We start from the raw sequence: 25,297 nt of genomic DNA on the forward strand, positions 1-25,297 counted from the left end.
TGCGACTCGGGGGTAAAACAGGTGGACATTTTCATAAGCTACTCGCGCGCTGACCGTGAGCGGGTGGACTACATGGCGAAGGCTCTGGAGGCGGAGGGCTATTCGGTCTGGTGGGACCGCGACATTCGCGCAGGCGAAGAATTTGACCATGTCATCGACAAAGCGATCAAGGGTTCCAAAGCCATCGTCGTGGTTTGGTCGAACACATCAGTCTCCAGCAATTGGGTGAAAGAAGAGGCCGAAGACGGGGTTGAGGCGAACACGCTGGTCCCCGTAATGATCGACTTTGTGACGATCCCGCGCGGGTTTCGCCGCATTCAAGCAGCCGAACTGCACGATGCTCCCAATGATCCCACGAAAAGCGCCAATTGGCCCGAATTTTTAGACAGCGTGAAACGCCAAGCGGGCAAAGGCGAAGGCGCTGCAAAGGGTCGTCGGCCAGCCGATCTGGCTGATCGCGTTGGCTCAGCAGGGCCCAAGACCGCCTCAGCTGCCCCAATGCCTGCCGCAGAAGCCGCAGCCACCGCTGCGCAAGACACCGCAGCAAGTCCGGCTTGGAAGCGCTTTGTGCCGCTTGGCGCAGGCGCACTCGCAGTGCTGGCAGCGGCCGTACTCGCCTTTCAGTATTTGGGCGGTCCTGCTGCCCCGCCACCGCCAGAGGATATGACTCCTGTTGTGCTGGGTGTCTTCCCAGATGAATCCTTCGGCATCGACCAGCGCGATGGGCTGACAGCGGCCTTTAACGACACGCCGTCAATCGTTGTTTCGCACCTTGCCGCGCCCCTTGACGCGATGAAGGGGCGCAATGCTCCTGAATTGATCGAAGGGCTCAAGACCACGCTGGCAACGCGCAATGTTGTGGCGATTGTTGGTCCGTCGATCACTGAGTTCACACCCGAAGTGCTCAGCACGGTCGAGGCAAGCGGACGGCGTCCCGCGATCATTTTAACAACGGCGGCGTCACGCCAAGACATTGGCTGGGACGATAGCGACCTGCCGCTCTTCCGCGTGGGTTCAGGCGTGGATGAACGGGCGGATCAATTCGCGCGCCTTGCTCAAAATACGATTGCAAGCGGGGTGGAGCTTGTCCTGCTGTATGAGACAGTGCCCAATTCATCAGACATGACATACGGCCAATTGTTCTTCCAACGTATCACAGAGCGTCTGCCGCAATGGCAGAATTGGTCGGACAACAATCAGGTCCGCTCCATCACCTACACCCGCGGCCGGATCATGGACAGCTTCTCCCGCCCTCGCTTGCGCGGACTGTTTGACCAGCGCAAGATGATCATAGTTGTTGGCCTGTCGAGCGATTACAAAGATCTAGTCGAGAACTTCTATCGCGGCCAAGACCGCAGTCGTACCGCTATTCTTGGCGGATGGAACACCAGCAAGGCAGTGCGCGATTTGTCGGGTGAGATGGATATTCAGCATACCCGCCTTTTCGATATGACCGATGTGTTCCGCAGCCCTGCTGCCGTCAGCGACCTGCCCGACTCCCGCCGGTTTCAGCAAGAGTTCGGCCCGCTTACTCCTGCGTTGCGCCAAGAGGCTGTCGCTTACGATTCCGGCCTCGTCATCAAACAGGCGGTGGCTCAGATGGAAGGTCAAGTGACCGCCGAACAGCTGATTACGATTATGCGTGGGCAACGGTTCAATGGGGTCACTGGAGAGATCACCTTCACCGGCGATGGCGAGAAGTGGGGGCAAAACAGCGGCACCGCTGGCGGCATGCGCCCGCTGTATAATTTGCGCTACGACCCCGCGCTTACCAATTGGAGCGAGGTCGGCAGTTTTGACGCACTGCTCTCAACCGAAGTTGCAGGGCGATAACTCTTTAAAATCTTAGGTTTGCACATCCATGGCTTTTTCAGATCAAAAGCACGCCAGTGGTCTAATTGGCGTCGTCATATTCGGCATTATCGCTTCGCTGATTGTTCGCATTTTCTGGGCAGGAGGGATTGAGAATTTCTTCGATCCCGAACTGGCGATCGGCAATGAAGTGATCGAACAGTTGGAGGCCTATCCGGGCAACGAAGTGGTGTTCGAACGGCTCGAGCAAGACTTCCCAGACGCTTATCAGGATTTCACGCTGACGCTTTCGAGTGCGGTGCAAGCGCCCGGCCCCGAAGACCGCGTGCTGATTGCGGGGACCAATTGGATCAACCGTTTCTTCGCAAGCTATGCGCAGGATTTCAAAGCCGCCCCTCTGCCCGCATTGGACCGCGTGATGGAGCTAGAGGCTGCATTCCTGCGCGATTTGAAAGCGCATGACGAATTTGCCTGCGCTTTTTATGCGCGCAACGAACCGCAGGACCAGCCGCTGCCAACAAGCTTTGACGAAATGAGCGCAGATATCGTCACATCACGGTTTGATGCGATTTTGGCCGGGCGGCGCGATCAGCAATTGCGGCTTGGCCTGACGCCATTAATGTATGACGCGGTCGAACAGACCATGCGCGATAAGGGGCTGAATGATGAGCAAATCTCAGTCGTCTTTGGCGAGGCTGAGCCAGGCACAATAGGCGCACCGCTTGCCTGCGAAATGGCGATTGAGTTGGTCGATGCCATTCGTGAACAGCCCGATGATGCGCGCGCGCTGTTGATTGGCGCCTATGCCAGTGGGGAACGGTAGGGCTCATCGCAGGGGCGGCAAACCGCCATTGCGAAGACTACCCTTGTGAACGCCAGCGAAGCACGACGCGTTCGACCAGCTCTTCTTCATCACCGCCGCGGCTCCACAATTCGGAGAAGCTTGGGTCTTCAGAAGCTGGACGCTTGTGCTCTTCGAGCGTGTCAAAGTTCACCCGGATCGGGATCGCCACACCTTCGCCGCAGACAATGCACTCACGGTTGCGCAACGCGGGGATGGAATTGAGGAAGCCGCGTGACCCTTCAGGCATGGCTGAACGCACAAAGGCTTGGTCGCGGTCGTTGTTGAGACGCATCGAAATGATCGTACCGCACTGCGACAGCACGCCTTCAGCAAGGTCGGATGGGCGCTGTGTGATCAGGCCTAGCGAGATGCCGTATTTACGACCCTCTTTCGCGATCCGGCTGAGGATGCGACCAACGGAAGATCCGTCAGAGTTCTTCTCACTCGGCACATAACGGTGCGCTTCTTCGCATACGAGGAGGATCGGTCGGGTTTTCTCTTCCCGTCCCCAGATCGCGAAGTCGAATACTAGGCGCGACAGAACGGCAACCACGGTTGAGGTGATATCCGAAGGCACGCCCGATACGTCGATGATCGAGATCGGCTTCCCATTGCCCGGCATCCGGAAAACCTTGGAAATGAAGTCGGTCATCGTATCGCCGACCAGCATGCCTGAGAACATGAATTGGTAGCGCGGATCAGCTTTGAGCTCTTCGAGCTTGGCTTTGATCCGCATATACGGCGCAGACGAGGTCGCTTTGTCGAGCTTGCCCATCTCATCCTGAATCTTATTCGACAAATCAGAAAGCAGATAGGGGATCGGCGAATCCACCGTGATCTTGCCCATGGTTTCAGCCAAGCGGTTCTTTGAGCGCGCATGCAGCAGACATTTGGCGAGAATATCCTCATCCACTTGCCGTTCATTGCCATCGCTGGTGAGCAGCACCTCGCAGTGCTCCTCAAAATTCATCAGCCAATAGGGCATTTGCAGGTTGGATACGTCGAGGATTTGGCCAGTCTGACGGAACGCAGCGGAATATTCGCCGTGCGGGTCAACCATCACGATGTGACCTTCGGGAGCCGCCTCACAAATGCGGTGCAGGATAAGCGCGGCGCTGGTCGATTTACCCGTACCGGTCGACCCGAGCAGCGCAAAGTGCTTGCCCAGCATCGCGTCGATGTACAGGCCGGCGCGAATATCCTTGGTCGGGAAGACTGTGCCAATCGTGATATTGGTGCGTCCATCACTGGCGTAGATTTGTTCAAGGTCTTTAGTGGTAGCTGGATAGACCATCGCGCCGGGCACAGGATAGCGGGTCACACCGCGTCTAAACCCATGAATACGGCCCGTCAGCTTTTCTTCCGCACCTTCGCCTAGAAAGTCGATATGCGCGATAATGCCTTCGGTGTTGCGGCGATCTTTGCGTTGATCGCGAACGTTGGCGAGCAGCCATGCATCGCCCACGCGAATTTTGATCTGGCTGCCAACTTGGCCTGCAAGTGCAACAGAGCGATCATTGTCGTCCATGCATTCATTGAGGCGTTGCAGGTCGAGCGCAATTTGCGATCCAGCGCCGGAGATCTCAAGCACCACACCGATTGGCATACGCGCATTGTCAGAGGCCTGCGGTTCAGCAGAGACTGGTTCAGCAGCGGCATCTGCCGACTGGAAATTGTGGCCACTCATATCAGTCATGCGGTCTTCCTGATCCCCATTGCACTATTCACCGGCGTTGATCGCTCCGGTCCTATTTCGAAGGGATTACAATGAGGGAGCAGGGTTAAGATCGCGTCAACAAAAGTGGGCTCTTGCTGACGGTTTCAGCGCGCTGAATCAGGATTTTGCAAACAGCCTGCCAGCCAACCAGCCCATACCAACCGACAAGAAAATCGCACCAAGGCCGTAAAACAGCGACCATTGCTGAGAGAAGTAGACCACCCGCCCCTCGAGACCGACTTTAACAACGTCTATATCTGCCGTCGCACTGGCCAAAACCCGGCCATTGGCAATGGCGAATGTCTCAGCCGTATACTCGCCTGTGATCACGTTAGAAGGCAGCTCAATACGCGCCTGATAGAGCACTTTTTCGCTAATCCGGACCCCTTCCTCGGTCTCCTTATAAAGACCGGCGCGTTCGCGCATTTCGACAAGGCCGCTCGCAAAGCGCATTTGCAGCTCTGGGTCGATCTGCCCGGTCGGGCTGAGCTGGATGTATTGCGTGCCAAGCTCGTAAATCGCCGCTGTCAGTGGGTCGACGATCTCATCAATCGGTTTGGACGAGGCAACCGCGAAGAATGACGGCGCGGATCGAAAATCGCTTGATCCAGCATTCATCCAAATGCCTGCGATCCGATCTTTCTCGCGCAGACGGATTGGCTCAGTTGGCCCTTTGACGACAACGACGATGTCATACTCTGTCCCGCCTGCGACGCCTGCAGGATCAATTACTGCGCCGTAAAGAAGCAGGTCGGCCCCGGTGAAGCCTTGGCGCACTTCGATGCGAGATTGACTGACTTCGGGCACAAGAACAGGTTCGCGCTGTCCCATAAGCAGCGGCGCTGACAGCACCAATGCAGCCAAGGCCAGCGTCCGCCTCATAGCGGACTGACGGTGTATATCTCGTCCGGTTGGACACCCAAACCATACAACATCCGCAGCGCAACAAGGATAACAATGCCTGCGAGCACCAGCCGCAGCACTTCAGGCCTGGCTTTGAGCGCAATCTGCGTCCCAAACTGCGCGCCCAGCACAGAGCCAAGCAGCAATAGGCCCGCCAGAACGATGTCCACCGCCTTGGTGGTCAGCGCGTGGGTCATGGTCGTCACCATCGTCACAAACAGTATCTGGAACAGCGAAGTTCCCACTACGACATTGCCGCTCATGCCCAGAATATACAGCATCGCAGGCACCAGAATAAACCCGCCGCCAACCCCCATGAGCATGGTGAGCACGCCCACAATTACCCCAAGGATTGCCGGTGCAAGCGGAGAAATATAGAGACCTGAGGCGTAGAAACGCACCCGGTAAGGCAAACCTGCGACCAATGGGTGATGGCGACGTTTGCGCGGTGCGGTGTCGCCTTTGCCCGATTTGGGAGAAAGCGCCTCCAGCGCCTCTCGCATCATCAGCGATCCGATCGTGGTCAGCATCACGACATAAAGGATGCTGATTACCACATCGATCTGACCCAAGGCCTGTAGCAACTGGAAGATCAGCGCGCCGATCAACGCGCCAACGACGCCGCCTGCGACCATCACCATTCCCATCCGATAGTCGACACCCTTGCGCCGTCCATGTGCGATCACACCCGACACGCTTGCACCTGTCACCTGCGTTGCAGCCGATGCCGCTGCCACCGTTGGCGGGATGCCGTAAAAGATCAATAAAGGCGTGGTGAGGAACCCTCCGCCCACACCGAATAGCCCGGAAAGGATGCCCGTTAATCCCCCAAGCAAAATGATGAACAGTCCGTCCACCGATAGATTCGCAATGGGAAGGTAAACGTCCATGTGTCCTCGACTACCGCAGGTAATCGGGAGTGGCTAGGCAAAGCTCTACGAGGTTCCCCGATTACGTCTTTAAAAACGCGTCGAAAGTGTCGCTGCGATGCCTGAGTTTGGTTCAGCATCGCCCGCAACCCGCTCACGCCAATCGACAGAGAGCCTTGCAGGGATGTCGCCCACGCTCACATCCAGCCTTAGCGTTGGACCAACATCCAGACGGTTCACATCCTCTTGCGCCCCGCCCCATGCACCTGCACCCAGGCTAAGGCGTACAGGTTCGTCCGACAGGCCATTATATTCGATCACCTTGCGGGTCACGGCCAACTGCCCATCAATAAACGGCGTTGCTGCATCTCCGCCGACATAACCTGCCCCGCCATACGCTTCGAGCTGTGCCCCAAATGGCAGGTTTTGCGGCGCAATCTCCGTCACTGCGTAGGCAGCAGGACGCAAATCTGTACCAAACGGCCCTTCTGTCACGCGCAGCTCAGCGGCAAGACGCACTGGGACCGACCCGATAGGCCGCGCAGAAACGCCAAAGGCTGCCTCGTTCTCAGGTTCAGCAACAAATGCGCGGTATCCACGTACATAGGCCCGCGGATCGTGCGAGGATCGCGGCGCAATGCGATATTGCAAATTCGCACCCGCTTGGCTTGCCCCATAAACAGGAACACGACCTTGTGAGATAGAGCTTGAACCCGAACCAGCGCGGTAAAACGCAAAAGCATCAAGCGACCAACGATCAAGCGCCCCGCCAGACAGGCTGACGCTACGCGCATCCGGGCTGATCGCCGCCAATGAGGTGGCCTCACGGGCGGGCTGCATTTGCGCTGTGCTCGCATCGGGAACAGCATTCCAATCCACGCGGAACGCAGCCGCCATCAAGAACTGGTGACCGGCTGCGATAATTGGCGGGGTTGCGCCAGTGCTATTGTGTTCAAGCGGCAAGGCCGTAACAGTCACGAACGCCGCATCTGCCTTAGCCGTGCGTGCCGCCAACACACTTCGCGGAAAGGCTGAGGCAAAAACGCGTTCACCGCTTTGCCCGCGGGCATCGGCCAGCGTTTCATTGGCAATGGCATTGTGTTCCTTGCGGTCTGCATCGGCGAAGAACATTTCCACATCGGGCAATTCAAGCGGGAACGGATTTTCCCACAGCATGGCGCGACCGCTAACCCATACGCCCACGACCATGACCAGCATCATTAACGGTCCGCCGCGCCGCGTTGGCGCATCATTCATCGCTTCAAATCTCATAGGCCGATCAACTGAGCTTGGCGCACGATGCTGTTGTCAGCACCGCCAAATCGCGCGGGATGATTGTCGTGCGGGGTTTTGTCCCATTCAATGCCGCGCCCCGAGAGACTGCGCCAATAGGCATGGAGCGCGCGTCGCCCAGCCATAATCGCAACGACATTGGTGATGGGAATGCGCACAACTGCAAATAGCCCTTCGATCACGCCGTAATTGCGCGCGGTAAAGGCAAACCGCCACGCACAGCGCCACACAAAAAAGCCAAGATTGACATAAAGCAGCGCAATCAAAAGCGGGCTCATAGGCTGCGGCTCAATCAGTCCAGCAGAGCTTGCCGACCACATGAGCAATGTGAGCGCGAGCAAGGAATAGCCGAGCAGCAGAACGAGCGCGGTCAACGGCCCACGCCGGTCACGCGCGCGCATCCAGGTCTCCAGTTTGCCCTCACCCCAGCCGGTGCGGTCCCAACCTTGCAAAGCAATACCATGCACCCAGCGCGTTTTCTGGCGCACAATGTGGTCGATAAGAGCAGGGAAGTAAGCGCGCGTTGCAATCAGCAAATCATCTTCGCCCCGCGCCCGGATGAAGCGGCACGTGCCACCTTCCTCAGCAATGGCGAGGCCCAGTTCATAGTCTTCGGTGAGCGATTCAGGTTCGAACGGGCGCATGTCGATCCGCCTGCGGCACAGACGCTGCAACGCCTTGCGTGAGATGGCGCAGCCAACTCCGGCAGCTGGCAAAGCCGCACCCACCGCATCGCGCACCACCATCGCTTTCCCATGCGCTTCGGCAAATTCCTCGCAATAATGGCTGCCCAGCCACTTGCGCCCCCCTTGAGGTAGCGGCTCCACCGGCAATTGCGCAAAATCCGTACCATCAGCAATTGCAGCATCCAGCAGCCCAAGAGCGGCGGGATCGACTAGGTCTTCCGCATCATGGAAAACGGTCATCGCAAATGGCTGACCATAACGACGCTCATCGTCGCGCATCGCATCAAACAAGCGATTTAGGCAGTCCGCCTTCGTGCTGGGTCCGTGGCAATTATGGATCACCAGCCGCAATCGTGGATCGCCATTGGCAGCGCTCATCGCCGCCTCAAGCGTTTTGGGATCATTGCGATAAATACCAATATAAAGTCGTAGTTGATCCTGTGGCCATGTGCCGAGCAGATGCGCAATTGTATCACCAATTACATCGGCTTCGTCCCAAGTGGGGATGAATACTGCCGCCGGGCCTTTAAGCTCGCGCTGCTGGTAATCCTTGCGCCGAAGCTTGGGGGTGCTGATCCGCCCCTTAAACTTCAGCCAAAGCCACGAGACATCAACGGCAAAGTCATCAAGCGCGCCAATCAGAAAGAACACCCCTGCAAAAAGCAGCAGTTCCAGCTGAATGACTGCCAGCCATTGCCAAATATTCCAGTCAAAGACCGACAAGCGACCACCCCCTGATGAAAAAGACCCTACGTTGCTCTGATTAACCTTGCAAGATTAACACTTTTTCTGAAAGGGGTTCGAGCAACTATGACAAAGAGTTCATCACCCTCTCCCGCCCCGATACGCCGTCTTTTCGCGCCAGTGCGCGCGCTGTTTGTAGGCGATGCGTCTGCCGGAATTCTGTTGATCCTGGTCGCAGCGGCCGCAATGCTTGCCGCGAATTCGGCCTTCTCGGATGAATATCGCGAGCTGTTCTACGGCAAACTGCCATGGACCCCGATCGAGAAACTGAAAGATCTGCATTACTGGATCAATGACGGGCTGATGGCGATTTTCTTCTTCGTCGTCGGGCTAGAGGTGAAACGACACGTCATCAGCGGTTCGCTCTCCGATCCTGCAGCACGGCGTTTGCCAATGGTGGCGGCACTGGCGGGAATGCTGGTGCCCGCGCTGTTCTATGTCGCATTGACCGGCGGGCGCGCTGATCTTTTAAACGGTTGGGCCATCCCGGCGGCAACCGATATCGCCTTTGCAATGGGTGTGCTGGGCTTGCTCGGCAACCGCGTGCCTGCATCCCTGCGGTTGTTCCTGCTAACCGTTGCTATCGTCGATGATATCGGCGCGGTGCTGGTGATCGCAGTATTCTACACGCAAGGGCTTTATGCCGAATGGTTGCTCGCCAGCCTCGTCGTATTCGTCTTGATGGTGGCGCTCAACCGGATGAAGGTTGATGTGTTCTGGCCCTATATCCTCTTGTCGTTGGCGCTGTGGTACTGCGTTCTAAATTCTGGCGTCCACGCTACCATTGCCGGCGTGCTTGCCGCACTCACCATTCCGCTGCACCGCAAGGATGGCAATTCAATGCTGGAAAAGCTTGAGCATGGTCTAGCTCCATGGAGCGCCTACCTCGTGGTGCCCGTCTTCGGCTTTGCCAATGCGGGCGTCTCACTCCAAGGGATGGGCGCAGACGCCCTCCTTGCACCGCTCCCTATCGCTGTGGCTGCGGGCCTCGTGCTCGGCAAGCAGGTCGGCATCTTCTCAGTCGTATGGCTGGCTGACCGGGTGGGTTTTGCGCCGCGCCCCGACAATGCAAGTTGGACAGAGATTTGGGGCGTGACGATCCTCTGCGGAATCGGCTTTACCATGAGTATCTTTATCGGCGGGTTGGCCTTCCCCAATTCACCAATGCTGGTTGAAGAAGCCAAGATCGGCATTCTGGCAGGCTCTGCGATTTCAGCAATTCTGGGCTTTATCGTACTGCGAATGACGACAAAGCACACAGCAGAGGAATGCGACGATCAGGGCCAGCAGCCAAGCGGGGCGTAAGCGTTAGTATTAGGCGGGGAGTTCTACCAACTCCCTGTATTTTCCATGCTTGCCCATGGTTCCCGCGGGGGCAAATTGCCTTCTTGCAAAAGCTCGATTGAAATCCCGTCTGGCGATTTGACGAAAGCCATGTGGCCATCGCGCGGTGGCCGGTGGATCGTGTGGCCTGCTTCTGCCAGGTTCGCGCAAGTCTCATAGATATTGTCAACGCGGTAAGCGAGATGGCCAAAATTGCGCCCGCCATCATAGCTTTCAGCGTCGCTGCCATCTTCGGCTGGCCAATTATAGGTCAGTTCAACCTCAGCCACGCCCTCCTGCCCCGGCGCGGCGAGGAAAATGAGCGTAAATCTCCCCGCCTCGACATCAAACCGGCGCACCTCTTCAAGGCCAATGAGCTTGAAGAAGTCGACCGTAGCCTGCGGATCGGTAACGCGGATCATGGAGTGAAGATATTTGACCATCTTTTGGGCTTTCTAATTCAGACGAAAATTCGATCACGTCCGTGACCGCACAAGCGAGGAAATCGCAGCCAGAATGCGCTGCGTAAAGCTAAAAACAAAAAGGCGCGAAACCATTGCTGGTTCCGCGCCTCGTTCCTCCCGCTTATCTGCGGGTTGCGTTTGTCCGCTTCGAATTAGAAGCTGGCTGCCACAGTCAGGACGAAAGCATCGTCCGTGAAAGTACCGTTTGGATCGATCAAGGCATCGCCTTCAACACCGACATAAGCGGCAGTGAAGGTGACGGGACCTGCGGCCATATCGACGCCCACTGACCAGTCGATTGCTTGACTGTCATTTGTGAAGGTCAAGAAGCCATCGGTGTAGCCAAGGTGACCATTGATGGTGAATGGCGAATCGGGAATGCCGATGCCCACATCAGTGTAGAGATACAGGTTGTCCGTGCTGCCAAGCGAGCTTTGATCAGGCGCATAGGCAATGCCGCCCGTAACCGAAGCTGGGCCAAGGCCAACGCTAAGCGAGCCATAAAACTCGATGTAACTGGTATCACCCGCAGCCAGAGGCGAATCTGGGTAAAGGTAATAAATAGCACCGACATCGGCGCTAAGCCCGTCGGTTAGATCACCGCTCCAACCAGCATAGACATCGACTTCAGTGGAGCCGAAACCGACAGTGTCTTCATCCAGGTTGGAGGCCCAGGTGCCTACATAGAGACCCGAAGAGTGACCAATATCGAAACCGCCTTGAATGGCGAACTCACCACCTGACAGATCAACGCCGCGGAAACGATATTCCGTGGTGAAGGCTACGTTTGCGGAGAATGACAGGCCACTTTCACCTGCAAATTCATTCGCATCTTCGCTTTCGACAGGTTCAGCGGCGCGTTCAAGCGTCGTGGGTGCTGATGTTGAAAGGACAACGTCGCTGCCAGCGACAGTTTCGCTATCGAGTGCAGCAGACGCTGCAATCAGTTCTGCGCTGATAGTATCATCAGCGACAGGTGCGTCTGAAGAGACTTCAGAAGCGAATGCGGGTGCTGCAACAAAAAACAGACCAGCGGAGAGGGTTGCGGCCGAAAGGCCGCGGATGGACGTGAGCATGACAACTTCCTTGAGTTTATGTTGTTGCTTCGTCCCACCTGCACATCTGGCGGCTGCAATATTTTGCGCAATCTCAACCAAATGCGACATAATCGTGCCCACCTTTGCTGCATAGCACAAGAGAAATTGCGCAGAACTTCACAACTGATGTCGCGATTAAGCCAGAGTGTTGAAAAACTGCATCACGTGTGACCTAAGTGTTCACACGTTCCCGCGGTATTCAGCTAAAGTGTTCGCAGCGGCTCATTTTCGGTTAAGCGAGCTTTGCGATTAAGGCGCACAGCAGGATAGGTGGTAATTTACCTTTCCTTGCCCAAATTCATGGTACTGCCACAAGAGCTGGGTAGCTGGCCGACGCACCCTGACCGATTGATTAAAAAGATCTATGCTTAAGACCCTTCGCAAAATGTTCTCACCTGAACCTCCACCGCCATTGCCTGCGGTGCCAGAGGGGACGCGCTATTATGTGATCGGTGATATTCACGGACGGCTTGATCTATATGCCTCCATGGTGGACGCGATTGAAGCCGATGATGCCTCACGCCCCCCTGCTCAATCGCATGTCATTTTGCTAGGTGATCTGGTTGATCGCGGCCCTGATAGCGCAGGTGTCATTGCCCGCACGCGCACATGGCAGGAAAGCCGCAGCGTCCGTGTTCTAGCTGGCAATCACGAGGAAATGTTCCTCAACGCCTTTGAGAAACCCGAAGTCCTCCGCCACTTTCTTAAACATGGTGGGCGCGAGACGATCCTGTCTTACGGCCTTTCGAAAAAGCAATTCAACGCTATGAATTTGGATGAGCTGTTTGCGATGCTGCCGCAGCTAATCCCGCAATCAGAGCTAGATTACATCCGCGATTTCGAAGAGATGATCATCGTTGGCGACTACGTATTTGTGCATGCCGGGATTGATCCAGCTCTCCCGCTCAGCCAGCAAAAGCGCAGCGATCTATTGTGGATCAGAGACAGGTTCTTGGCCCATGAAGGGGCGCTCGATAAGGTCGTTATTCACGGCCATACGATTTTCCCGAAAGTCATGGATTGCGGCAACCGGATCGGGATTGACACTGGCGCTTTTCGCTCAGGTGTGCTTACGGCGCTGGTGCTCGAAGGCGACCAACGGCGGATCCTTCAGGCCAGCCAGCGCGGCAATGGCCCGATAGAGGTTTTCCAGGGCGAACGGGCAGACTAATTCACGCGCTCACCCACAGCGCTTCACACAGCGATGACGCACTAAAACTTCAGGAACTAAGCCATGAAAATTGCAATGGTTGGATCGGGATATGTCGGGCTCGTCTCAGGCGCATGTTTCGCCGATTTCGGGCATGATGTTGTCTGCATCGACAAAGATCAAAGCAAGATTGACCGCCTGCACGAAGGGATCATGCCGATCTATGAGCCGGGTTTGGACGCTCTGGTTGAAAACAATGTCAAAGCGGGCCGTCTGTCCTTCACCACCTCGCTGGCCGAAGGGATCAAAGATGCGAGCGCGATCTTTATCGCAGTGGGCACTCCGAGCCGCCGTGGAGATGGTCATGCGGACCTCTCCTTTGTCTATGCCGTCGCAAAAGAGGTAGGCGAGAGCCTTGCCAATGATGCGGTGGTAGTGACCAAATCGACCGTACCCGTTGGCACCGGTGATGAGGTGGAGCGCATCCTCAAGGACACGGGTACCCCGCACAAAGTGTCGGTTGTTTCAAACCCTGAATTTTTGCGCGAAGGCGCGGCAATCGGCGACTTCAAGCGCCCCGACCGTATTGTTATCGGCGCAGAGGACGAGTTTGGACGCGAGGTGATGCGCGAGGTTTACCGCCCGCTCTTCCTCAACGAATCGCCCATTCTGTTTACCGAACGCCGCACCAGCGAGCTGATCAAATATGCTGCCAACGCTTTCCTTGCGACCAAGATCACTTTCATCAATGAGATGGCTGATCTGTGCGAGAAAGTCGGCGCGAATGTTCAGGATGTTTCGCGCGGGATCGGCATGGACAATCGCATTGGCGCAAAATTCCTGCACGCAGGTCCTGGCTATGGCGGTTCATGCTTCCCCAAAGACACGCTAGCGTTGCTCAAAACAGCAGAGGATTATGACAGCCCAACCCGCATTGTAGAGGCGGTTGTCAAAGTGAACGAAAGCCGCAAACGCGCAATGGGTCGCAAAGTGCTCGACGCGCTGGGCGGAGCTGAGAACGCACGCGGCAAGAAAGCAGCGCTGCTGGGCCTGACCTTCAAACCCAACACAGACGATATGCGTGACAGCCCCGCAATCGCGGTCGCGCAAACACTGACAGATGCAGGCGTGGATGTGAGCGCCTATGATCCAGAAGGCATGGAGATCGCCAAACCACTGATGCCATCAGTTACGATGTGCGGTGATCCATATGAGGCTATCGAAGGTGCTGATGTCACGGTTATTGTGACCGAATGGGACGCATTCCGCGCACTTGATCTGGCCCGAGTCGCGGAGCTCGCGAACGCTTCTGTGCTCGTCGATTTGCGAAATATCTACAATCCGGACGATGTTCGCGCCGCTGGCTTCACCTACGACAGTATCGGCAGATCTTAGCAATTATACTTAATGAATCGTTTAAAGCGGCGCTGGCGACACAAATGCCAAGCGCCGCTTTTCATTTTGGGCGAGTGTCTTTCGAGAGTCGCAAGTGGCTGAACTGACCCCAGAAATTCTGCTCTGAGGGCCTTGGATTCATCGTAAATATTTGTAACCTTCGTTGCTGGGTAGGGGTTTAAATCAAGCAATTGGGGGCTTTCATGAAGAATCTAAAGTTAATGACCAGCGCAGGCGTTTTTGCGCTTGCTGGGGCGATGGCGGCAACGCCCGCCTATGCCAATACGGCTGAGGAACGGGTCTCAGCACCGTCGGAAGATGTGGACAGCGAAAGCGTTGAGGTGTCATTCGATCTCGACAAAACCCGCCAATATGCAAGCGGCAGCGACACGCAGGTCTTTGATCGCCCCGCGCCAAAGGCACCAAGCATCACATCAGGGACATTCGCTGGCCTTCAAGGCGAAACCTACACAGCAACCGTTGACGGCGCATTCGAACGTGATTTGCCAAGCTTTGACGGCAACCTGATCGGAACGATTACACGACCTGATCCACAATTGCTCGTACGTGATGATGTCGGCGTCGATTTCGGCGATCCAGACAACACCGTCCCCGCAGCGGTTCAACTGTTCATTCAGAGAAACTCAGACGGTGGCGTTTTCTTCAATTGCACCGGCACAGTAATCAACCCGCGCACGATTTTGACGGCGGCACACTGTCTGAATGGCAGCGATGGCCCAATAGCAACCACTTCTTCGGAAACCTATGGTCTCCCAAGTTCAGGTGCGGCGACAACAATTCTGGTCGCAACCGGGCAGAGCAGCGCCGATCGCCTGTTCACATATTTGCCAACCGGCGCGGGCTATGACGAAGGCGGCGTTGCATCGAGCACTGACGTCATTATCCACCCAACCGGCAACCCGGACAATGTAGGTCTGGGCTTCCCATGGGCAGACGTTGCGTTGATCGCGGTCGATTCGCCGATCACGGATGTGCCAGCCATGCCGATCCTCCTGACGCCACTGTCAGAGATCACGCATGTGGTCCAAGTGGGCTATGGCACCAATGGCACCGGCCTAAATGGCGGGACGAATGCAGGCAGCCGCTTCCTTCGCCGCGTGGGTGAAAATATGCTCGGCATGCTTGGCAGCACCGGCGACTTTATTGATGGCGTGTTCACAGACTTTGCGCCTTCATCGCAAGTTCTCGGATTTGAATCGCAGCCTTATTATTGGACTGACTTCGACAATCCGGATCGTACACCGGAAGAGATCGCAGGTTGTGACTTCCCAGGCGCTACGATCAGCTGTGACAGCTTGGCAGCAGTCCTTGCCATCGACTTCTTCGATGGCGATGCATTGCCGGGTGAATCAGGCACTGGTCCGGGCAATTCCGGCTCCGCCTTGATTGCAGACGAAATCCATGACGTACCGGTTGTTATCGGCGTATTATCGGGCGGTTTCGACTTCTTCGGCCTGAACGGCGCCTATAGCGACGTGAGCTTCTACAACCCGCTCTTCCCGTTCTTTGAATTCATCACAGAGAACACGTCGTATAAATATGTCTCTGCCAATGCCGGTGATGGCAATTGGTCAGACCCGACACATTGGACCCAAGATCTCGATCCAGGCTTCTTGATCGATGATGGTACCGGCAATCTGATCAATGGCATTCCAGGCGGCAATGAGCCGGGCATCTTTGATGACAGCCCGCGCTTTGGTTCGATCCTTGGCACTGACATTGACGGTGGCGACACCACGATCACGCCGGGTTTCGAAGGAATCGACATCTCGGTTCCTGAAAGCTCCGTGCTGCTTGGCCCAGGTTCGACAGGTTTTGTGCCCAACAACACCGATGGCATTGTCGGCACTGCGTTTGAGAATCCGGCGCAGTATTTCGAAGTTCACCTCAACCGCGAAGGCACCACCACTGTGGATCTGGATGTCGAGATAGACCGCTTGGTCATCGATAGCTCAGATGCCGGATTTGTACTGCCAGAGGCTTGGGACTTCTCCAGCCTTATTAATGTCGAGCAATTTGCGGGCACGGCTGTGATTGATGGCGATCTTTCGACACCGATCTACACGCTGGCTGGCGGCACTCTCGAAGGGGACGGCGGCACGATTGACACCAATGTGCTGTTCAACCTTGAGGGCCTGGTCAGCGCTGGTGGAATCGATGGTTTTGGTTCGCTGACAATTGATGGCGATTATGTGCAGACGAGCGCCGGTACCCTTTGGGCCGATTTCTCGATTGGACGTCGCCGTGCGGTCAGTTCCGACTTCTACACTGTTGGCGGAGCAGCCATCCTTGACGGTAACCTAGTGATTGCAACGCAGGATCGCCGGGTCCGCTTTGGCACTGAATTCAGCATCCTATCGGCAGACTCGATTGATGGCGACTTTGCCTCGGTAGCCGTGCTGACACGGTCACCGATCCTCAATGCGGTTCACCGGATCGAGGGCAGCGAAGTGGTGGTGGAAATCACCGCACGTTCGATCCGCGATCTCGTGGGTCGTCGCAGCTCGCTGGCGTCACTCGGGTCAACACTGGATTCGATCCGTGCGAACCGGTTTGACCAATTTGTCGGTCTATTCGACTATGTCGATGGGGCAAGCTTTGACACGCTCGGCGGTACACTGATGTCGCTCGCGCCGATCAACGCATTCAACCAGACCTTCACCGCAAACAGCTTCTCACAGCGTTTCACCGGTCAAATCTCGCAGCGCAGCCTTGCTCTGCGGGGCGGTTCACGCGCGGCGGGCAGCTTCTCAGCGGCAGGCAATGCAAGCTTTGCATTGGCTGGCAACGAAGCGGTTGAGCCCGGCAAGCTGGGTGTCTTTGGAAGCGCCTCTGGTGTCTTCATCAATGGCGGTCAGCAATCGGGCGTGCTTGGCAATGGTGCTTTGGGCTTCAACACCCACGGCATCAACGGTTCCACGCAAGGCGTGATCGGCGCGAATGCGTTCGAACAGGCTGCCCTTAATCAGGCAGGCGAGCTGACCATTGGTGCGGACCTTGCGGTGAGCGAAGGTCTAAGCTTCGGCATCGCGGTTTCCAACATCCGCAATAGCCAGATCGCAACGGGCGCGCTGCAAGCACAAGAAGACACCAGCCAGTCGGTCGCCATTTACGCGACCTATGCTGATGGCGGCTTCTTCGCTGATGGCTATGCCGGCACGTCTGATCAGGAGTTTGGTGTGGAGCGCGCCTCGCAAGGCGAATTCCGCAACGCCTTCACCTCCGCAATTGGTCAGACCGATGGCGCACAAACCTTTGGCGGTATGCGCCTTGGTTATGCGTTTGACCTGGCTAAGGGCTTTGAAGTGGGTCCTGTTGTGAGCATGGATTATGTCCGCAACGAGATCGGTGGATACACCGAACTGGGCGCAAGCGACTTTGGCCTGTCGATTGCAGATCGCACCTTCACCTCGATGGGGGCAAAGGTTGGCGCAATGGCCAGCTTTGACATCCGCACAGGTGAAACCAGCTCGATCCGTGCCTTTGGCTCAGCAGCATATGCCCGTGAACTGGCAGACACCGAAGACCGTGTCACCGCCAATTTCGTAGGGGCGGCTGACACGCCATTCACGCTGACAAATGCGCTCGATCCAGAGTGGATTTCGGTCAATGCCGGGGCTGAGATGCAAATGGGCACAAACCTGCGCGCCTCTATCTCTGTCACATCCGACATGGGCCGCGGCGCTCTGTCGAATGATCAGGCACAAGCAAGTGTGAGCTGGCGCTTCTAAGCCGCACTCACACGTTTCGGCATAAAAGGGCCGGGCCTTGGGGACACCTAAGGCCCGGCCTTTTGCTTTGTGGGAGAAAGGCGGTGTAAACACCGGATCCGGATCGCCAAGGAGACCATGAATGAACGCCGTTCTCGACGGGCTAACGTCGCTGTTTATCTTCATTGTCGGCTTGGCCGTGCTGGCGTTGATTGCACTGTTCATCATCGACCGCACACAAACCAGCGACACGGTGCGCCGCAATTATCCGGTCATAGGCCGGATGCGCTATATCCTGTCCGACCTTGGCGAGTTCTTCCGGCAATATTTCTTTGCCATGGACCGCGAAGAAATGCCGTTCAACAGGGCGCAGCGCGACTGGGTTAATGATGCCAGCAAAGCGCACTCCACCAATGTCGCTTTTGGCTCGACCCGCAATCTGGAGCCTGTTGGCACCCCCATCTTCGTCAATTGCCCATGGCCGGTGCTGGACCGGGACGCGGTAAAATCGCGGCCTATGGTGATCGGCGATGGCGCGGCGCGCATCCCGTATGAAGCACCGTCTTTCTTCAATATGTCAGGCATGAGCTACGGCTCTATCTCAGCGCCTGCCATCCGCGCTCTATCAATGGGCACAGCTAAGGCGGGTTGTTGGATGAACACAGGTGAAGGCGGATTGTCGCCCTACCACCTCGAAGGGGGCGGCGACATCGTCTTCCAGATCGGCACCGCCAAATATGGTGTGCGCGACAAGGAGGGAAACCTTTCCGACGAGAAACTGCACGAAGTGGCAGCGCACGAACAGGTCCGCATGTTCGAGTTGAAGCTTTCGCAAGGCGCAAAGCCGGGTAAAGGCGGCATTCTGCCTGCGGCCAAGGTTAACGCAGAAATCGCAGAAATCCGCGGCATCACGCAAGGCGAAGCGTCCATCTCCCCCAACCGCCACACCGATATTGGCAGCACCGAAGAACTGGTCGATATGATCGCGCATATCCGCGAAGTCACAGGCAAGCCTGTGGGGTTCAAAACCGTGATCGGCGCTTATGGCTGGTTGGAAGAACTGTTCGCCGAAGTAAAAAAGCGCGGTCCGGCAAGCGCCCCCGATTTCATCACCGTAGATGGCGGTGATGGAGGCACGGGCGCAGCGCCGATGCCGCTAATCGACAATGTCGGCCTGACCTTACGCGAGGCATTACCCATGGTCAGCGATTTGCGCGATGCAGCGGGTCTCAAAGACCGCATCCGCATTGTTGCGAGCGGGAAGTTAGTCACACCGTCAGAGGTTGCATGGGCGCTGTGTGCAGGGGCGGACTTCACCATTTCCGCGCGCGGTTTCATGTTTGCGCTGGGCTGCATCCAAGCAATGAAGTGCAACAAGAACACGTGCCCCACTGGCATCACCACACATGACCCTGCCCTTCAACGCGGCCTCGACCCAGCGAACAAAGCGGAGCGGGTGGCGAATTTCGTCGAAGCGATGCGCAAGGAGGTCGGCGTTATTGCGCATAGTGTGGGCGTCACCGGCCCGCGTCAGATGAAGCGGTATCATGTGCGGCTGGTCTGCGCCGATGGCAGGTCTCGACCGCTTGATGAGCTCTACCCGCCGTCAGATGTGGCAGCCTAAATACCCAGCCAATGCCTTCGATTGTCCGCTTTCGACAGCCCAATCGCAGCGCCCCCTAATACCAGCACACCGGCATAGGCGCAGGCCAACGCAATGCTTTGCGCCTCTTGCCCGCCGCGAAAATAGATCGCGAGCACAGCCCAACAGAACACCAGCGCATACCAGGGGTTGCCGCGTGACCTGACCACTGCGAGCGCGGCGATCGTTCCGCCAACCGCGACCATGATCGCCGCCGCCATGGGATTGGCAAATCCGCCTTCGAATACTCCGTGATAAACGAGCGTTGCAGACACATTGACGATGCTCGCCGCCGTCAACCAAGCGGCAAGTGCGCTCAGCACAAGGGCGGCAAACCAACGCTCACTGCGCGTCAAAGCGGATTGCTGGGTTAAGCCTCTCAAACACATCAACAAACCGCCCAGTGAGACAAGGATGATGATCGCAGAGATGAAAGTCAGATTGGCGAACTGCGTGTAGGTCGCCCACACGCCTTGCGCGGCCAGCGCAATCGCGGCTGGCCATGCAATGCGATTGAGCAGTGGGTTTTGGCATTGCGCGGGCAGTGCCTGCCAAATCGCGAAAACAGCCGATCCAAGGAAGAGCGGTCCCCAAATCGCAAACGCCCATCCCGAAGGCGTAATCAGCGTGCGTACGCTATCAGAGCGGTCACCAATCGGCTCACCAAAGCCCAATTGTGGTAGGAACGTAGCGCCAATCTGGATGACGACGGCAAGCAAAACGGCAAGCCGCTGTATGATTGGGCGCGTGGCAAGAGAGGGTGTTTTCATGCTAGCCTAAACAAGCGGCGAACACAGGAGTTCCACTTAGCGATAGCGGCGCTCGGCCACGATAGTGATCGTGTCGCCAACCAAACCCGGCTCGCGTCCCTCCGGTAACTGGTTAGTCAGCCAATACTCGAACGCTGGTAGTGGCACGTAAACATACTGCCCCTCGAAACCATTGAGCTGCATTTGCTCTATTCGCGGGCGAAAGTATCGCTCCGCACTGCGTTTAGCCGCTCGCGCTAACAACTCGCCTGCGCTTCGAATGACGTGAATAGAGTGGAAGCCCCCGTCAGGATCAAACACTATGCCCAATTCCACACGGCCCCCTTGCGCCGTGCGTATGGCACGGCTCGGATAAGCATCCAAAATCCTTTCAACGCTGCGATCGAGGTTGCGCAAGGCGGGCAGACTTTGAGGCCAGTGGTCCAGCGCCACGACACTGGCCGATGGCCCGACGATTTCCTCGACAGACTGAGCTGCAATTGAACGCGGATCACCAGTGCCAAGCCCGGACAGGGCATTGCGTCTTATTCGCGGGTCCGGATTGGACAAACGTGTCTGCAAGATCCTTACCCAAATTGCCTCAGCTCTTGCGCTAGCCCGATCATCAAGGTTGTTTGATATGTAGGGCGAATACCAGCTCAGAATTCTGGCAGCCCCTTCGTAATCAGGAACGCCGAGCTGTGGATCGGCGATGGCCTCTGCAACATCGACAATGATGGGTTGCCAACCTCGCAAACTGTCGCCGCCATGGAATTTTGGGGCAAGCTTGGTGGCTTCAGCCAAATCATGTCGCGGGCTTTCAGGGTCAATCAATTCGCGTAAAACAAGCCGATCACGAGCGGGATTGTTGCCAAAGCTTGCGAGGGCAACAGGCCAGTAATTGGGCTTCAACAGCCAGTCCAGCAGCTTACTTTGCGAGTATTCCTCTGGCGTTTCGTCACGCAGATAGCCGCTAGAGCAAGAGCCCTGCTGAAAGGTCGAATTGGCAATCCACGATCCGATATCCACCTCTTCCAATCTAGAACGGGAGAGGTCATCCGGTTTCCATTCAGAGAATTCTGCAAGCGGTGCCCCTGCGGAGGTGCTTCTTACTGGCGATCCGACAGCCGCATCGACCATTTCAAAGGCAAAGTCTGGGCGCTCGTGGCAATTTGCGGAGCCATCACGAAACGCATAGGCGACGTGGCGCACATCAATAAAACTGCGATCGCCGCTGCGCAGATCTGCCAGCAATGCTTCTCGCTCACGCCAAGCCGCACGACATGCGTCGCCGTAATCTGGCGGTTCGCTCGGCTCAATAACTGTTACTGATATCGGTACGCACGCCGCCGCCAGCGAAGGGCCAATTGCACTTGCAAGGATAGCAATTCCAGCAAAGGGCCTGAGGCATCGCGTGAGCATACCAGCAATCATGCGCTCTGAACCAATCTGTATCAAGAGCTCTAAGACGTCGACGCGTTCGCATGTTGCGCAAACAAAAACAGTATCAGGGGGCATCATAAGCCGGGTTCTGTCCTGGCGGCGGTATCAGAAGACCAGCCCGCCAGCGGCAACCATTCATCTGGGCGGCCTGTTGCCAAGCGCGCTCAAGCAGCCAACCCGGGTCTCCTCAGCGCGAAACGCGCCTGCCGATCAAGTCAGCACGAGACCCCTATTTGGCCTTGCTCCGAGTGGGGTTTGCCATGCGGGCCCTGTTGCCAGAGCCCCGGTGCGCTTTTACCGCACCCTTTCACCCTTGCCTGTGAGGTTTAGCCTCCATCGGCGGTATACTCTCTGTGGCACTTTCCCTGTGGTTTCCCACGGCGGGCGTTACCCGCCACCCTCGTTTCGTGGAGCCCGGACTTTCCTCGCGACATTACAGCCACGCGGTTGCCTCAGCCCCCTGATAGGTACGCACATACAAAAAGGGCCAGCTTTTGCAAAGCTGTACTATCGCGTCGCGCCTCGGTCACGCTCCAGCAGCAAGTGCCATAGGATCGCGCCCAATTGCGCATCGGGCTTGCCTTCAATCCGTTCGGGTCGCCAGCGCCTTTCAAACGCCTCAATCGCCTTGCGCCCCTCGGTAATGTCGTAGCCATAGCGTTCGAGCGCTAGGATAAACGCGCCTTCGTTATGAAACGGGTCTGCCTGTTCAAACTTGGTCGGGCTTGGCAGGCACAGTCCATAATCGGCGATGCGCTCCCACGGGAAAAGCTCACCCGGATCAATCTTGCGCATGGGCGCGATATCAGAATGGCCAACCACATTGGCGCGGGGAATGTCGTGGTCTTTCACGATCCGCGCCATAAGCGGGACAAGCGCCTCAATCTGCGCATCGGTGAAGCCGCGATAGCCGCCGTTCTCAAGAGCGTGTCCGGGATGATCGAGCTCAATCCCGATACTGGCCGAATTCACATCCTTGATCCCGCGCCAATAGGACGTGCCCGCATGCCATGCGCGCTTCGCCTCTGAGACGAGCTGGATCACCTCGCCTTCTTCGCTGATCAGGTAATGCGCTGAAACGCCACCTTCTGCCGTAGTGAGCCGCTCCAGCGCGGTGTCCATTGGCTTCATCTCGGTGTAATGGACCACCAGCATGGTGATCGGCAGAGCGCGATCGCCAAAATTGGGAGAGGGCACCACCCGGTGCACCAACTCGCTCACCTCCATATCGCGCCAATCATCGGGCGCGCTTTGCGGTGAAGAGCTGGCGGGTGGTAAGCTCAACCGATCATGCCCTCTGGTTCAGGCAGCACCGCGCCCAGCACCAGCGCCTCGTCGGTCAGTGCATATTGCAGACCTCCGCCCATTTCTTCTGCCAAGAGAGCAATCATATGCGCAGCTGCCGTGCGGCTTGAGATGTCAGATGGGGCAAGGTCAGATTGCAGCGCCTGGCCTATGATCTCGTCAAATGCGATCCGATCACCGGTGGCGCGCGCTACAATTTCGATATTCCCGTCGCGTCGCTCGGCCCCAATGTCGAGCTTGCCACCGCGGATCAGCGCATCGAGCGCGATTTGCGACAGGTTCAGCAGCACTTTGACAGCCGGTTTAGGCAGGGTCGCATCTGGGATCGCCCAATTCAGCTCGACACGTTTGGCGTCGGCTGCGAGCGAGGCGATCACTTCTTGCGCTTCTTCAACCGGCACCGCTTCGCCGAAACCGCCCGCTGCGCCAAAGGCAAGGCGGAAGAATTTGAGCTTGTCGGTGCTGATCTTGGCGCTTTGTTCGAGCAACTCGATACAGCGAGCGCGCATCTCTGCATCGGTTTCATCGGCGAGCAATTCTAGCCCGTTGGACAACGCCCCTACTGGGGAAAGCAAGTCATGGCACAGCCGCGAACACAAAAGCGCGGCGAGATCAGTTTGAGAGGTCATGGATGAGGCTTTTAGCGAGGCGTGATGGTCATGGAAAGCTCCGCAAAACACCCTTCCCCCGATCGGAAGAACCGTATGGCTTGATCGGCGCCCACCAAACCGAAAATCGCCCAAACCATACCATCGCCTGCTGCCATTGCGATGTCGGTTTGAGAGGGTTTGGCAGGGCCTCTGGGATGCGAGTGGAAATAGCCAAGCACCTGCAACCCACCCTTTCGCGCTCCGCGATGGGCATCAATCAATGCCTGCGGGTCAATTTCAAATTGGGTTTTCGGGGTCGGGTGAATGTTGCGGGCATGGGTGAAAGCGGTGATGCGCGTGCCCTCCCCCAATAAGATACCGCAAGCCTCACTTGGATGCGTTGCCTTCGCAGCCGCTTCCATGGCTTCCATTACCTCGCTTGTCACAGAGATATCCATCGCGCATGAGCCTTAGCCATGTCTGAGGGCAAAATCATCTCTGGAACTATCGCGGAACCCGCGAGGCTCGATAAAGCGCTGGCTGATGCCACCGATTTGTCGCGCGCGCGAGTGCAGGCATTGCTAGCAGACGGCATGGTTGAAGTGGGCGGCAAAGCGGCCTCTTCGCCCTCTGCCAAAGTCGCTGCAGGACAGCATTTCAGTATAACCGTGCCTGCTGCAATCGAAGCGGAAGCACAACCCGAAGACATTCCGCTCAATATCGCGTTTGAGGATGAGCACCTCATCGTCGTCAACAAACCCGCTGGCATGGTCGTCCACCCTGCCGCCGGCAATCGCGATGGCACTTTGGTCAATGCGCTGCTGCATCATTGCGCAAATAATGGGAGGGGTTCCCTCTCTGGCATCGGCGGGGTCGCGCGGCCCGGCATCGTCCACCGCATTGATAAAGACACGTCGGGACTGCTTGTCGTCGCAAAATCCGACGCAGCCCATGAAGGGCTCGCTGCGCAATTTGCCGAGCATTCGGTCCACCGCCGATATCTTGCCTTATGTGGCGGTCATCCAAGCCCCGCCGAAGGCACAATTGACGAGCGAATCGGGCGTTCGGACGTCAATCGAAAGAAAATGGCCGTGCTGGACAAGAATTCCTCACGCGGGAAACACGCCATCACCCATTACAAGGTCCTAAATCGACTCAATTCAAGCGCGCTTATAGAATGCCGCCTCGAAACCGGTCGAACCCACCAGGTGCGCGTTCACTGCGCGTCAATCGGCCATGCGCTATTAGGAGATCAAGTCTACGGTAAAACGCCCAAACCTCTGAAATCGCTGTTGAACGAGCGTCAATTTGCGCGACAAGCTCTGCATGCAGCAGAATTGGGTTTCCTACACCCAATTTCACAGCAATTTTTAAGGTTTAGCGCCGATTTACCGGACGATATGCAGGAACTAATCGACGAACTTGGACGTTTTAATCGATGAAGGGCGCAACAAAATGCGTTTTCCTCTCGTATAAGGTAGTGACACACCCTAAATGAACCCCGTGGCCCAAAAGCTTCGGATGCCCATCAGGGGTCCGT

The 25,297-nt window shown here is 56.8% G+C and carries 20 protein-coding genes and 1 other RNA gene; 8 read left to right on the top strand and 13 right to left on the bottom strand.

The window, feature by feature from the left end; all coding sequences use genetic code 11:
• Positions 1–21: 21 nt before the first annotated feature.
• A complete protein-coding gene (locus AC0V6N_RS10110; RefSeq protein WP_486171433.1) occupies positions 22–1,833 on the top strand; it encodes a TIR domain-containing protein in 1,812 nt (603 codons plus the stop codon).
• Between the two features lie 28 nt (positions 1,834–1,861).
• On the top strand, positions 1,862–2,635 hold the full coding sequence (locus AC0V6N_RS10115; protein WP_486171434.1) for a hypothetical protein: 774 nt from the start codon (positions 1,862–1,864) through the stop codon (positions 2,633–2,635).
• A gap of 37 nt (positions 2,636–2,672) precedes the next feature.
• Here AC0V6N_RS10115 and AC0V6N_RS10120 read toward each other — a convergent pair whose 3' ends face one another.
• From AC0V6N_RS10120 to AC0V6N_RS10140, 5 genes are all read right to left on the bottom strand, one after another.
• Entirely contained in the window at positions 2,673–4,352 is a 1,680-nt protein-coding gene (locus AC0V6N_RS10120; RefSeq protein WP_486171435.1) for an ATP-binding protein, read from the bottom strand.
• Positions 4,353–4,490: 138 nt separating this feature from the next.
• Positions 4,491–5,255 (bottom strand): TIGR02186 family protein, encoded by a 765-nt coding sequence (locus AC0V6N_RS10125; RefSeq protein WP_486171436.1) that lies wholly within the window; start codon positions 5,253–5,255, stop codon positions 4,491–4,493.
• Positions 5,252–6,166 (bottom strand): sulfite exporter TauE/SafE family protein, encoded by a 915-nt coding sequence (locus AC0V6N_RS10130; RefSeq protein ID WP_486171437.1) that lies wholly within the window; start codon positions 6,164–6,166, stop codon positions 5,252–5,254. Before AC0V6N_RS10130 ends, AC0V6N_RS10125 begins: the two co-directional genes overlap by 4 nt.
• A gap of 69 nt (positions 6,167–6,235) precedes the next feature.
• Positions 6,236–7,402 carry a hypothetical protein gene (locus tag AC0V6N_RS10135; RefSeq protein ID WP_486171438.1) on the bottom strand — a complete coding sequence of 389 codons (1,167 nt, stop codon included), beginning with the start codon at positions 7,400–7,402 and terminating at the stop codon, positions 6,236–6,238.
• Between the two features lie 11 nt (positions 7,403–7,413).
• Positions 7,414–8,847: a glycosyl transferase family protein gene (locus tag AC0V6N_RS10140; protein ID WP_486171439.1), complete on the bottom strand. Its 1,434-nt coding sequence runs from the start codon at positions 8,845–8,847 to the stop codon at positions 7,414–7,416.
• 87 nt (positions 8,848–8,934) lie between these two features.
• Between AC0V6N_RS10140 and nhaA the strand changes: the two genes are divergently transcribed.
• A complete protein-coding gene (nhaA, locus tag AC0V6N_RS10145; protein ID WP_486171440.1) occupies positions 8,935–10,173 on the top strand; it encodes a Na+/H+ antiporter NhaA in 1,239 nt (412 codons plus the stop codon).
• Between the two features lie 23 nt (positions 10,174–10,196).
• On the opposite strand, the gene AC0V6N_RS10150 is transcribed toward nhaA, so the two are convergent.
• Both AC0V6N_RS10150 and AC0V6N_RS10155 read right to left on the bottom strand, forming a co-directional pair.
• Positions 10,197–10,634, bottom strand: coding sequence for a VOC family protein (locus tag AC0V6N_RS10150; RefSeq protein WP_486171441.1), 438 nt, complete (start codon positions 10,632–10,634; stop codon positions 10,197–10,199).
• A gap of 173 nt (positions 10,635–10,807) precedes the next feature.
• Positions 10,808–11,731: a TorF family putative porin gene (locus AC0V6N_RS10155; RefSeq protein ID WP_486171442.1), complete on the bottom strand. Its 924-nt coding sequence runs from the start codon at positions 11,729–11,731 to the stop codon at positions 10,808–10,810.
• Positions 11,732–12,116: 385 nt separating this feature from the next.
• On the opposite strand from AC0V6N_RS10155, the gene AC0V6N_RS10160 reads away from it, so the two are divergent.
• The 4 genes from AC0V6N_RS10160 (at position 12,117) to AC0V6N_RS10175 (ending at position 19,652) form a co-directional block, all read left to right on the top strand.
• Complete coding sequence (locus AC0V6N_RS10160; RefSeq protein ID WP_486171443.1) at positions 12,117–12,923, top strand: metallophosphoesterase family protein; 807 nt, start codon at positions 12,117–12,119, stop codon at positions 12,921–12,923.
• A 63-nt stretch (positions 12,924–12,986) separates the two neighbouring features.
• Positions 12,987–14,297 carry a UDP-glucose dehydrogenase family protein gene (locus AC0V6N_RS10165; RefSeq protein WP_486171444.1) on the top strand — a complete coding sequence of 437 codons (1,311 nt, stop codon included), beginning with the start codon at positions 12,987–12,989 and terminating at the stop codon, positions 14,295–14,297.
• A 203-nt stretch (positions 14,298–14,500) separates the two neighbouring features.
• On the top strand, positions 14,501–18,049 hold the full coding sequence (locus AC0V6N_RS10170; RefSeq protein ID WP_486171445.1) for an autotransporter domain-containing protein: 3,549 nt from the start codon (positions 14,501–14,503) through the stop codon (positions 18,047–18,049).
• Between the two features lie 121 nt (positions 18,050–18,170).
• Positions 18,171–19,652 carry an FMN-binding glutamate synthase family protein gene (locus tag AC0V6N_RS10175; RefSeq protein WP_486171446.1) on the top strand — a complete coding sequence of 494 codons (1,482 nt, stop codon included), beginning with the start codon at positions 18,171–18,173 and terminating at the stop codon, positions 19,650–19,652.
• Here the strand turns inward: AC0V6N_RS10175 and AC0V6N_RS10180 are convergent.
• From AC0V6N_RS10180 to AC0V6N_RS10205, 6 genes are all read right to left on the bottom strand, one after another.
• Positions 19,649–20,440, bottom strand: coding sequence for a hypothetical protein (locus AC0V6N_RS10180; protein ID WP_486171447.1), 792 nt, complete (start codon positions 20,438–20,440; stop codon positions 19,649–19,651). The genes AC0V6N_RS10175 and AC0V6N_RS10180 overlap by 4 nt on opposite strands.
• Before the next feature lie 36 nt (positions 20,441–20,476).
• Positions 20,477–21,877, bottom strand: coding sequence for an energy transducer TonB (locus tag AC0V6N_RS10185; RefSeq protein ID WP_486171448.1), 1,401 nt, complete (start codon positions 21,875–21,877; stop codon positions 20,477–20,479).
• A gap of 46 nt (positions 21,878–21,923) precedes the next feature.
• Positions 21,924–22,325, bottom strand: an RNA gene (gene rnpB / locus AC0V6N_RS10190) — RNase P RNA component class A.
• Between the two features lie 44 nt (positions 22,326–22,369).
• Entirely contained in the window at positions 22,370–23,089 is a 720-nt protein-coding gene (locus AC0V6N_RS10195) for an N-acetylmuramoyl-L-alanine amidase (RefSeq protein WP_486172467.1), read from the bottom strand.
• A gap of 53 nt (positions 23,090–23,142) precedes the next feature.
• A complete protein-coding gene (locus AC0V6N_RS10200) occupies positions 23,143–23,796 on the bottom strand; it encodes a histidine phosphotransferase family protein (RefSeq protein WP_486171449.1) in 654 nt (217 codons plus the stop codon).
• A gap of 11 nt (positions 23,797–23,807) precedes the next feature.
• Positions 23,808–24,215: a M67 family metallopeptidase gene (locus AC0V6N_RS10205; protein ID WP_486171450.1), complete on the bottom strand. Its 408-nt coding sequence runs from the start codon at positions 24,213–24,215 to the stop codon at positions 23,808–23,810.
• Between the two features lie 18 nt (positions 24,216–24,233).
• On the opposite strand from AC0V6N_RS10205, the gene AC0V6N_RS10210 reads away from it, so the two are divergent.
• Entirely contained in the window at positions 24,234–25,199 is a 966-nt protein-coding gene (locus tag AC0V6N_RS10210) for an RluA family pseudouridine synthase (protein ID WP_486171451.1), read from the top strand.
• Positions 25,200–25,297 lie beyond the last annotated feature (98 nt).

This window comes from Erythrobacter sp. S57(2025), from assembly GCF_057365055.1.